The 10182-nt window shown below is 68.3% G+C and carries 10 protein-coding genes, 1 tRNA gene and 1 pseudogene; 6 read left to right on the top strand and 6 right to left on the bottom strand.

Annotated elements, in window-relative coordinates; translation table 11 throughout:
* Both Q8S40_RS11870 and Q8S40_RS25190 read left to right on the top strand, forming a co-directional pair.
* Positions 1 to 141, top strand: a pseudogene (locus tag Q8S40_RS11870) (IS481 family transposase); the annotation flags it as partial.
* A 152-nt stretch (positions 142 to 293) separates the two neighbouring features.
* The gene (locus tag Q8S40_RS25190; protein WP_371136831.1) at positions 294 to 470 is read left to right on the top strand and encodes a PAS domain-containing protein; all 177 of its coding nucleotides are present in this window, start codon (positions 294 to 296) and stop codon (positions 468 to 470) included.
* A 20-nt stretch (positions 471 to 490) separates the two neighbouring features.
* Here Q8S40_RS25190 and Q8S40_RS11875 read toward each other — a convergent pair whose 3' ends face one another.
* The gene (locus tag Q8S40_RS11875) at positions 491 to 2056 is read right to left on the bottom strand and encodes a winged helix-turn-helix domain-containing protein (RefSeq protein WP_305670567.1); all 1566 of its coding nucleotides are present in this window, start codon (positions 2054 to 2056) and stop codon (positions 491 to 493) included.
* An 802-nt stretch (positions 2057 to 2858) separates the two neighbouring features.
* Between Q8S40_RS11875 and Q8S40_RS11880 the strand changes: the two genes are divergently transcribed.
* The 3 genes from Q8S40_RS11880 (at position 2859) to Q8S40_RS11890 (ending at position 4908) form a co-directional block, all read left to right on the top strand.
* Positions 2859 to 3389: a hypothetical protein gene (locus Q8S40_RS11880; protein ID WP_305670568.1), complete on the top strand. Its 531-nt coding sequence runs from the start codon at positions 2859 to 2861 to the stop codon at positions 3387 to 3389.
* Between the two features lie 112 nt (positions 3390 to 3501).
* Entirely contained in the window at positions 3502 to 3972 is a 471-nt protein-coding gene (locus tag Q8S40_RS11885; protein ID WP_305670569.1) for a hypothetical protein, read from the top strand.
* A 90-nt stretch (positions 3973 to 4062) separates the two neighbouring features.
* Entirely contained in the window at positions 4063 to 4908 is an 846-nt protein-coding gene (locus Q8S40_RS11890) for a TSUP family transporter (protein WP_304809494.1), read from the top strand.
* A 339-nt stretch (positions 4909 to 5247) separates the two neighbouring features.
* Here the strand turns inward: Q8S40_RS11890 and Q8S40_RS11895 are convergent, their stop codons facing one another.
* Positions 5248 to 6075 (bottom strand): hypothetical protein, encoded by an 828-nt coding sequence (locus Q8S40_RS11895; protein WP_305670570.1) that lies wholly within the window; start codon positions 6073 to 6075, stop codon positions 5248 to 5250.
* Positions 6076 to 6657: 582 nt separating this feature from the next.
* Here Q8S40_RS11895 and Q8S40_RS11900 point away from each other — a divergent pair.
* Positions 6658 to 7656 (top strand): nitronate monooxygenase family protein, encoded by a 999-nt coding sequence (locus Q8S40_RS11900; RefSeq protein ID WP_305670571.1) that lies wholly within the window; start codon positions 6658 to 6660, stop codon positions 7654 to 7656.
* A 155-nt stretch (positions 7657 to 7811) separates the two neighbouring features.
* On the opposite strand, the gene Q8S40_RS11905 is transcribed toward Q8S40_RS11900, so the two are convergent.
* From Q8S40_RS11905 to Q8S40_RS11920, 4 genes are all read right to left on the bottom strand, one after another.
* On the bottom strand, positions 7812 to 8120 hold the full coding sequence (locus tag Q8S40_RS11905; RefSeq protein ID WP_305670574.1) for a hypothetical protein: 309 nt from the start codon (positions 8118 to 8120) through the stop codon (positions 7812 to 7814).
* The gene (locus Q8S40_RS11910; RefSeq protein WP_305670572.1) at positions 8051 to 8407 is read right to left on the bottom strand and encodes a pyridoxamine 5'-phosphate oxidase family protein; all 357 of its coding nucleotides are present in this window, start codon (positions 8405 to 8407) and stop codon (positions 8051 to 8053) included. The genes Q8S40_RS11905 and Q8S40_RS11910 overlap by 70 nt, the downstream gene beginning before the upstream one ends.
* A 174-nt stretch (positions 8408 to 8581) precedes the next feature.
* Entirely contained in the window at positions 8582 to 9679 is a 1098-nt protein-coding gene (gene tnpC, locus Q8S40_RS11915; protein WP_305670573.1) for an IS66 family transposase, read from the bottom strand.
* 154 nt (positions 9680 to 9833) lie between these two features.
* Positions 9834 to 9908: transfer RNA gene (locus tag Q8S40_RS11920), tRNA-Gly, on the bottom strand.
* Positions 9909 to 10182: the final 274 nt, after the last annotated feature.

The raw sequence follows: 10182 nt of genomic DNA on the forward strand, positions 1-10182 counted from the left end.
GTAGCCGCCTACAACTTCGGCCGCCGACTGAAGACCCTGCGCGGACTCACGCCCTACGAGTTCATCTGCAAGCAGTGGACCGCAGAGCCACAGCGGTTCAACGCCAACCCGCTCCACCAAACGCCAGGACTAAACATCTAGCCGATGAACCCACGCGGGAGACAAGGCGAGGCGCCTTGCCCGTATCGGCGCGGCGCGGGTAGCGCTCGAAAGAGAGGCAGCCGAGGAGCCTGCAGAACGCGACCCCGAGGAATCCGGCCCATCCTCTGGGCCGCTCCACTGACGACCGCGGCATCGTCAATGCCCGCAAGGCGGCCCAGCTACGTGGCGAGCCGGTGGTGTCGGAGTACCGCATACTGCGTCCGGACGGAGAGATACGCTGGATCCTCGACCGCAGCTCCTTGATCTCCACGGCACCGGCTGACCCTCCGTCACGATCAGATCGGAGAGGGTCCGCATCGCGATGGTAGCAGAAACGAGGGCGCGCCCCTTATTCGGGCAGGCCGGCCTGGCGAAGCTGGTCGAAGAAGCGGACCCGCACGGCGGGCGGCAGCGTGGTGCGCAGCGCGAAGCCGCGCAGGCTGAACCCGGGATCCAGCTCCAGCAGGCGCTGCGCGGCCTCGTGGGCCTCGGACATACGGCTGGCCGCAACGAGGCTGGCGATCAGCGCCCGCCATGTCGCCTGGTGCCGGGGGTTGGAGGCGATGGAGGTGCGGCCCCATGCGATCGCCTGCTCCCAGTTCCCGGCCGTGTAGTGCGCCTGGGCCAGGATGTGCTCATGCAGGAAGGCGAAGGGATCGACGGGGGCGAGGCGCACGGCGCGCTCCGCCCAGGCGACCGCCTCCTTGCCCTCGTCCCGCCAGTTGCGGAGCGCGGCGCCGCCGCTCCAGGCCAGCGCGCAGCTCGGGCTGGCGGCGACCGCCTGGTCGAACAGGCGCTCCGCCAAGTCGAAGTCTCGCTCGATATGGCCGACCAGCAGGCCGCGCGCCGTCAGCGCCAGGCAGTCGTTGCGGTCGCGCTCCAGCGCGGCGGAGGTCGCGCGCGTCGCGGCGGCCTGGTCCGCCGCGATGTCGTCCGACCATCCCTGCGCCACCCAGAACACGTACCACCAGCCGAGATGGCCGTAGGCCAGCCCGTGCCCGGGATCGGCGGCGATCGCCTGTTCCAGCAGCGCGCGGCCGCGCTCCATCGCGGCGCGGTCGAGTTGCCGCATCTCGTCGAGCGCGCGCAGCACCAGCTCATAGGCGGTCAGGCTCGCGGGCGGCTTGCGCATCGCCCGCGCCAGCTCGCGCTGGCGCACCTCGGGGGCGATCGTGGTCACCACCCGCTCCGCGATCAGATCCTGCAGCGCGAAGAGGTCGTCCACATCGCCTTCGTAGCGGTCGCTGCGGATGATGGCGCCGGTGTCCGTCTCGCTCAGCTCCGTCGTGATGCGCAGACGCTTGCCCGCGCGCCGCACGCCGCCGTAGAGCACGTAGCGCACGCTGAGCGCGCGGCCGACATCGCGCGGGTCGACCGTTGTCTCCGCCACCGCCAGCGACGAGCCGCGCGAGACCACGACGATCCGCTCGAGCCCCGAGAGGACATGCACGATGCCCTCGATGATGCCGTCGGCGAAATAGGCCTCTTGCGGGTCGGCGACGCCCCTGCGGAAGGGCAGCACCGCGATGGAGGGGCGGTCGCCGGGCAGCCCGGCCGGGCCGTCCCCGGCGGCGTGACCGTCCGACCGCTCCGCCGCCACCTCGGCCTGCAGCAGGTAGCCGCGGCGGTACAGCGTCCTGAGCAGTCCGGCGCCGCCCTTGCCCATCGCCTTGCGCAACTCCACCACGCACTGCGTTATGCTGTCGTCTGTGACGAAGACGCCGGGCCAGGCCGCCTCCATGATCTCGTCGCGCGTCACCACCTGGCCGGCATTGCGCAGCAGCAAGCGCAGCAGCTCCAGTGTCTTCGGGCGCAGCAGCGTCTCGGTCCCGTCGGGTGCGAACAGCACGCCCAGCCCCTCGTCGAGGGTGCAGTGGCCGAAGCGGATCCGGTGCGCGCGCGCCTTGGTCTCCATTCCTGCCTACGCCCATCCCGCGGGTGTCCCTGGGCCTTCCAGCTAACCGGAACGGACACACTCTATCGCAACGCAGCGCTGGCGCCACCTCCTGCCCGTCGCGAAAGCGATCGCACAAAACATCTGCAACAGCGCTGATCATCCCGTATTCGGTGCCTGTCGCTGCACGTGCGCCTTGAGCAGCCAACCTAGGCTGCCCGCCGTTGGCGGGGCCCGCGAAGGAGTGCCGCAGGATGTGCGGCGTCACGTCGGCTGGCAGTCCGCCCGTCTTCGCGATGCGGGCGAACAGGGAGGGGGAAGCCGGTCATCGTCCCGTCGTCGCGCGAGGGCGGGAACACCAGCGCATCCAGGGCGCCCTGCCCTTGGGCCCGCAGCACGTCGCAGGCGGCGGCGGAGAGGGGGCGGAGGCTTTCGCCCGCATTGGTATCCGGCGGGCGGGCGTTGCGCCTGGCGATGCCGACCCTCTCCCACCGCAGCGTAAGCGCCTGGCCGCTGCGCCAGCCGGTGAGCGCCAGGAAGCAAGCCGCTGCGATGGCGGCAGGCCACATCGTCACCTTGCCGGGCTTTCTGTCCTTCCGTGACGGCGGCTTCGGTCGCAGCCGCTGACTGGCGCTTCACGCCCCTTCTTGGCTTCGTTCAAGATGACCGTCTCCGAGATTGCCCCGCGCGCCCCGCGCCCCGAGGAGACGTTCGGACGCCGGCGCTGGCTGCCGTCCCCCGCCTAAGGGGCCGGTTTCGTGAATCTTTCGTCTTCGCTTCCTGATCGGCCTGCGTGCTCGTGCGACTGACTAGGCGACAGTTTGTGAGCGAGGTCGGTATGCACAGGATCTGGAACAAGGTGCTGGCGGTGGCCGCATTCTGTGCGGCCGGGGGAGAGCAGGCCTGGACCTCCCCGCTCACGCTGGAAACACGGTCCCAGCTGATCAACTTGCCAGCGCCGGACGGGTTAGCCACCGCGGCCCTGCCCCGTGCCGACGTGCTGTGGGAGGGCGCCGAGGTAGAGGGCGATGCCCGCAGCCTTCTCGCGGATGCCATTCCCGGAGCGGTCGTGCAGTCCCTCGTGGCGTACCCCTACGAGCCTGGCCCTGGCGTCAGCGGCTATGTCACCTGTGGCGCCATTCGGCGCGCCAATGAGGTTGCCGGCTTCGCCGTCTTTCACGTGGCCACCGAGGAGACGGTCGGATTCGTCCGCGCCGGTGGGCCGATCGTAGAGGGATCGAGGGCGCATGCTGCGTCGTCGAGCGAGCTTGTCTGGGAGCTCTGCCGCCGCGCCGGCCTGGCAGGGACGACGACAGCGGTCTCGTTCACCTGCACCGAGCCCCGCGCTCGCTGAACGCACCGGACCTTCGAAAGGCGGGGGCCTTGGGTCGGTGGTTGGTCCGCTCCCCGCCCAACACGGACTCAAATCGTTGTCTGCCGCGCTCAGGCGCACATGCCCCCACGCCATGACTGGATTGAAGCGCGCCGATGTCAATCACTCCCCCTCCACGCGAGAAACTGCGCTTCGTCATTGGCTGCCGCTGTGCCTGTTGGCCGGGCTGCTGCTGGGCCACGCCGCGCCCGCATCGGCCACGCGCGAACAGCCGCCTGAGCCTTTCTGCGAGATCGAAATGCTTCGCGCCGGCGACGCCAAAGGTATCCCGGTCGTGCCGCCGGGCGCGCCCGATCGGCAGATATCGCTCGTTCTCGCCCTGCACGATGCCCTTGAGCCGGATGGCCAAGCCGGCCTTTCTACTGATCAGTTGCTTGGCGCCGCTGTCGCTGTGCTGGAAATTCAGGCCTTCAAGACTGATTCCCTCAATGCCCTGTTCGATGCGCTGGCCCTCCATCCGCGGGCGGCGGGCCAGCCGATAGGTTTGGCGCGGGCGCCCGGATGGCGGCGGAATGGTCCGGGCCTGCTGGGCGGTCGGCTGTGAGGTGCTGTCTTGCGGATCCGCGAGGATCGACCCGGCACACGCGGCAAATCCCGGCGCTAGCCGTGCGGCACGACGCCATGGGCGCGCGCCATGCAGCTTGATGCGACGGGAGCGCTGCCGCGCCGCGATTCTCCTTTTCTGGTCCTCGGGTGCTGCACACTGGCGGCGGTGGCCTATGCCGGGACGGTCGGCGCGATCTGGCCGGGACTGGACATGCTGCTGCCTTTACTGGCCGTGTTCCTGGCGTCGGCCGTCGCATCGATCGCGGGCTTCGCCTTCGCGCCAATCTGCGCCGTGATGCTGGTGCATCTGGTCGATGAACCAATGCGGATCGTATCGATCATTCTGGTCGCCAGCATCGCCATGCAAGGCTATTCGGTGCTCCACCTGTGGCGGGACCTGGACTGGCGGGGCGGGGTGCCATTCCTGCTAGGCGGCCTGGCAACGCTGCCCTTGGGGCTGCTGCTGCTGCTGCAGATCAGCGGTCGTGGCCACATTCTCCTTTTAGGTACGCTGCTGATGGTTTTTGCCGCCTGGATGCTTTGGCGGCCACCGTCAGCGCCGCAGGACGCGGGGCCGCGCTGGGCGCAGGTGCTGGTCGGAGCCGCAGGCGGAGTCACGGGCGGGCTTCTGGCGTTTCCGGCGGCTCCAGTGGTGGTTTGGTGCGGCGTGCGCGGCCTTGGTCGGGGCGCGGCGCGCGGACTGACGCAGCCGTACATCCTGATGATGCAGGTCGCGGCACTGCTGCTGTTGCAGGTGATGGACCCGGGGCGTGGGGCGTTGTCCAGCGCCGACCCAGAGCTTCTGCTCACAGTGGCACCGGCGCTGTTCGGGACCGTGTGTGGGCTGGCTTTGTTTGACCGGCTTTCGGACCAGCAGTTCGGGCGAACACTTAGTGGAATGCTGCTGGTGGCGGGGGGTACGATGGTACTGTGACGGGTGCTTCGCATCCGGACAATCGCGCTGCAGATGCAGCCGACTGTTTGGTAAAAGGAAGAATCCTTGGCCACAAACACTGCTGCTGCCATGCTGAAGCGTTCGTCGCGATGGTGGAGACACATCGATGGCCGTCGTAGGAAGGGCCACACCGCATAAGCGCGTCCCTGGCCAAGGCCTGGCCCGAATCAGCGCGAAGAGTTGCTCCGGATATGGGGCCACGTCGATGACGACGGCCGCAAGATGCTGCTGTTCTTTGCACGCCAATTAGCCCGTGAGCAGGGTCTGGTGCTGGCCGATACGCCGCTGATGGTCACCAATCGCGTGTTCTGACCTCGCTCACGGCACTCGCCGCTTCACCACCCCCACCGACAGCGTCGCCGCCGCCAGATCGAACGTCGCCGCGGAGATGTTCCGCGCCATCACCCGCACCGTGTTGTTCGACCACACCGCGGCATCCAGCTCGATGTACCGCGTCGACGACACCAGCGACGCCTGCGCGAGATCTCCCGCTCGCGCCCCGTTCACCGTGACGTCGAGCAGCGAGGTCGCCCCTGGCGCCAGGCTCGGCAGGTCCCAGGACACCTCCGCGGCAAACTCCCGGCGCCCTGAGCCGAACAGCGCCCCCGTCAGCAGCGGCGTTCCATTCAGCACCGCGGGCGCCGCCTCCGGCAGCCCGTAGAGCCGCAGCGCCTGCAGGTCGATTGGCCCATCGAACCCAATCACGCCCACCTGCGCATAGGCCACGGACGCACCCACGCGGATGGTCTGCCGGCGACTGAGGTTGGCATCGTCCATCGCCGCGCCGGCATTCCACCCCTTGGCCGGCCCGTTCCACTGCATGGTGGTGATCGACGCCAGGACGTCACCCGCGATGTCCTCCCGCACATTACCGGCGCCATCAAACACCCGCACGAACAGCCGCCCGCCCGAAGCGCCGCTCGTCAGCCAATGCGCCAGGGCGAACTCCTTGGCCTGGGAGGTATCCAGCATCCAGCCCAGCCCGCGGTTTGCGGCCAGCGTCACCGCGCGGTCGGTTGGCGTCACATCCGCCAGCCCGTTGAAGCAGAAATCTGCCATGAAGGTCGCGGTGGTGGTGGAGGTCGCGATGGTGATCAGCCCCTCGACACCCACCTCCGTCGCCGACTGCCGGAACGCCGGCCGCACGCGTGTTCGGGACTCCGGCCAGGAAGCGCTGGAAGCGCGACGCCGGCGCACGGTGCCGATTGATCACCGCATTGCCGCAGCGGTTCGCCGTGGCCGTGTAGTCTATGCTGACCAGGTAGGTGTTGGTCCAGGCGATGTCGTACTCGCAATCCTGCGCCCCGGCGGTGTGCCGCGCCGCCATCGGCGAGCAGGCTTCCATGCGCATGTTGCGTGCGATGATGGCGGAGCCCGAGGTCTGGTTTAGGAAGGGGATGGCGATGTTGCTGCCGGCCTGGCGCAGCTCAAAGTTCGGCGCGTCAAAGACGTGGCGGTTGTGGTTGGTATAGGTGCCGACTTCATTGCCAAACCGCACGCCAAACCGGTCCTGCGCGGCATTCACCCCCAGTCGCCTGAGGCCGTAGTAGCGGATCGAGGTGCTCCAGGCCGTGGCCGTCGCGCATCAGATGTCGAGGCCGATGCGGTTGTTGACGATCCGCCCCGGCGTGAAGGTACTGTCCAAGCCGCGGCTATCGCCCAGCGCTCGCGTACCGACTGTTAAGCCTTTCCCGGCGGCGCAAGGAAACTGGTCCAGGAAGCAACGATATGCGCACAATCCTCTGCCGGCGCCTTGGCGTCGAACTGCCCATTGTCCAGGCGCCAATCGGCGGAGCCGCGGGCCCCATTCTTGCCGCCGCGGTCAGCAACGCTGGCGGCCTTGGTATGTTGGCGCCCTGGAGCGCGGATATCGCGACTCTTCGCCAACAAATTCATCAGACCCGCGCCCTCACCGATCGGCCGTTCGGGGTCAACCTGGTCCTCGCGTTCCAACAGGAAGAACGCCTCGAGGTCTGCTTGGAAGAGGGGGTGACCATCTTGTCTTTCTTCTGGGGTGATCCGGCTACCTCCGCGGCGCGCGCGCGCGCCGGTGGCGCGACCACGATTTTCCACACCGTCGCAAGTGGCGAGGAGGCGCGAAGAGCAGTGGGTTGTGGGGTCGACGTTGTCGTGGCGCAGGGCTGGGAGGCAGGCGGACATGTCCGGGGCTCCGTCGCAACGCTGCCGCTGGTTTCCGCGGTGGTGGATGCTGTTGGTCCGGCGACGCCTGTGGTGGCGGCCGGTGGCATCGCGGATGGGCGTGGGCTGGCCGCAGTTCTTTGCCTCGGCGCGGCCGGCGCCTGGATTGGCACGCGCTTCCTCGCCAGCACGGAGGCGATCGTGCATCCGCGCTACCGAGATCTGATCCTCGGGGCGCGGGAAACCGATACGGTGCATACTCACGTCTTCAACATCGGCTGGCCGGACGCGCCGCACCGGGTGCTGCGCAACTCGACGGTTGAGGCATGGGAGGCGGCCGGCAGCCCTCCGCCCGGCCGGCGTCCTAGGGAGGGGGAGGTCGTCGCCACCTCGGTCTCGCGAGGACCGATCCAACGCTATCGTTCCTACACACCCACGCCCGACGCGGAAGGTGATATTGACGCGCTATCGCTTTGGGCGGGGCAAGGAGTGGGCTTGGTGTCCCACGTCCAGCCTGCGGGTGACATCGTACGGGACATTGCGGAGGATGCGCGCGCTACTCTGCGCAGGCTGCAGGCTCTGGTCTGACCGCCTCATTTGTTGCGCCTGCATGCATGAACTGAAGCGAAAGCGCTCGTTCTAATGTCTGGCGCGATTACGCCATACCGCAAGCCATCGCAGCACGTTATGCATTCGAAGCGGCATCGTCGGGATAGGGGTGCAAATAGCGCGCCGACGAGGGATCATGTGCGTCGCGGCGGGACGACGTCGCGGAATTCGGCGCGGCTTTTCCAACTGGGCTCGGCTGCCGGGCGATCGGCACGGGGGAGGTGGGGCGACGGCTCCTCCATCCGCATACGCGGGATGTAGCGCGGGCAGTTTGGGAAGATCTGGGTGGGTCGGACGCGGATCAGGAGTTGGGCGCCGACAAACTCGGCCAGCAGCGTGTCGTCGCGCGTGACCTCAGCGATGCCATTTACCCTCAGCCGCTGCCGCCGCTCTTCCGGCGCGCCGATCGCGATGAAGAGCAGCCCGACATGGGGGTTCGCCACATGTTGCCGAGCGACTTGAACATGCCGTTGCCGTCATAGTCCGGGAACACCAGGAGGTCGGGCGAGACGACCCGCACAAAGCCCGGCTCGCCGCCCTTGAAGGAGCAGTCCGGGCGCCCTTCGGCGTCGGCGGTGGCCATGAAAAAGAAGGGACGACGGGCGATGTAGGCGGCGTCGTCCTCGTTGAAGGCGTCGCGCGCCAGCGTGTCGCGCAGTGCATCCGCAAGGGCACGGCTGCCGAACTCGTCCTGCAGCATGCGGTTGCCATCGTGATACATCGCGGCCATCGCGCTAGCCTCCCTCTGCGTGCCGTGTCCTTGGCCTTGGCGGCCCGGTCGGGCGCCCATCGGCTAGCAGGGACGAGTTGCTGGCCATGCGTCAATTCAACATCGAGGGGTTTGCCTGAGCCGATAACGCTCTGGGATCAAGGGAGCCGCTGCCGAACGCGTCCTTGGTGCCGCTCATATTTTCCGTCGCCCGCCCAGCATGTGACACTGTAGCGTGGATCCAGTGCGATCTGGCTTCCGTCGGAATACGCAATCGTGGAAGTAGCGCCGCGCATGCGTCCAGCACGCCGCCTCGACCACGCGGCCGCTTTCGTAGAGCGCGTTGAACCCGGAGTAGGCATCGGCTTGCAGGATGCCCTGGAAGTCGCGCAGGCGCCGCTGCGGGTGTTCGCCCTTCCGGTCCGGGGTGAACTCGTAGAACACAGCGGGCGGGTCGCGCCCGCCGAACGGCCGATCGTCGCGGAGATAGGCCCAAACCCTTGCCGTCTGCGTCTTGCCGCGGCCCGGTGCCAGCATCGGCATCGGCGTGTCGTCGGCATGGATCCTGGGCCCGGCCAGCGCATGGCGGCCGATGAACGCCGCCATCGGCTCGGCCAGTGCGGCCGACCTGCCAACCCAGCCCGCCAACAGCCCCCTGGGCAGGTCCAGCCCGTCACGGGCGTAGATCTCCGCCTGGCGGTAGAGGGGCAGGTGGTCGCAGTATTTCGAGACCAACACATGGGCCAGCAGACCCGGGCCGGGCCTGCCACGCTCGATCGGCAGGGCTGGCATCGGCGCCTGCGTCATCGCCTCGCAGGTCCGGCAGGAGAACGCAGGCCGGACATGGCGCACCACCTCGAAGCGGCCGGGGCGGTATTCCAGGATTTCTGTCACGTCCTCGCCCACCTTGCGCAGCACCCCGCCGCAGGACCGGCAGGCGCAGCCGCCAGTGGGCAGGTGCTCGACATCTCGCCGCGGCAGGTTCTCCGGCAGCGGGCGGCGGCCGCGGCGTCGGGCCTTCTCCTCCGGCGCTGGACCGCTGGCGATTTCATCCTCGGTGTCACCGGCGCCACCCGCGGCGGCGATGTCGGCGAGCACCTCGTCGAGCCGCAGCTCCAGCTGCGCGACCTCACCGGCCAGGCGCTCCGACGATCGCCCGAATCGCTCATGCCGCAGTCGTGCAATCTGCACCCGCAGCTGCTCCGCCTCGAGCGTCTTGGCCTGCAGTCCAAGTTCCGCGATGCGACGGGCCGCGCGCTCCTCGGCCAGCTCACCGCGCAGCGCCGCGATCATCGCCGCCAGGGCGGCGGGATCCTCAGGCGGCGCGCTGTTCGGGTGCGGCGTCACGCCGGAATCGTCCCAAACGCAGCCGCGTCGGGGCAAGGTGAAACTGCTCTGCGATACCCACCACAAGGCAGTCAGCAGAGGACGCTTACGGGAAACCGACTGGAGCGGGCGAAGGGATTCGAACCCTCGACCCCAACCTTGGCAAGGTTGTGCTCTACCCCTGAGCTACGCCCGCGCTCCGGCGACGGGTGGTTCCTACCATGCCGGGCCGGGATTGCAAGGCGCCCTTCGACGACTTCTTTCAGGCCAGTGACAGGGTGCGATCACCGTCGGTCTGCTTCCGCCGGCAGGCCGTGAACGGCCTGCCCAGGTCGTGTCCCGGGTGGTGGTGTAGGAGGACCGAAGCCCGGGGCGCGTAGCGAAGCCCCTGGCTGAGCGAAGCGGAGCGCCCTGGGCGGCCACCGCGGTGATCTTCGGTAGGGTTGGGTTGCTGAGACCAACAACCCCTG

The sequence above is a fragment of the Falsiroseomonas sp. genome (assembly GCF_030695085.1).
In the GTDB taxonomy this organism is placed as follows: Bacteria; Pseudomonadota; Alphaproteobacteria; order Acetobacterales; family Acetobacteraceae; genus Falsiroseomonas.

Coding starts and splice junctions, on each gene's coding strand:
- Q8S40_RS11910 (WP_305670572.1), bottom strand. CDS start 8,407: ATGGCCGCGATGTATCACGATGGCAACCGCATGCTGCAGGACGAGTTC.
- Q8S40_RS11890 (WP_304809494.1), top strand. CDS start 4,063: ATGCAGCTTGATGCGACGGGAGCGCTGCCGCGCCGCGATTCTCCTTTT.
- Q8S40_RS11875 (WP_305670567.1), bottom strand. CDS start 2,056: ATGGAGACCAAGGCGCGCGCGCACCGGATCCGCTTCGGCCACTGCACC.
- Q8S40_RS11900 (WP_305670571.1), top strand. CDS start 6,658: ATGCGCACAATCCTCTGCCGGCGCCTTGGCGTCGAACTGCCCATTGTC.
- tnpC (WP_305670573.1), bottom strand. CDS start 9,679: ATGATCGCGGCGCTGCGCGGTGAGCTGGCCGAGGAGCGCGCGGCCCGT.
- Q8S40_RS11885 (WP_305670569.1), top strand. CDS start 3,502: ATGACTGGATTGAAGCGCGCCGATGTCAATCACTCCCCCTCCACGCGA.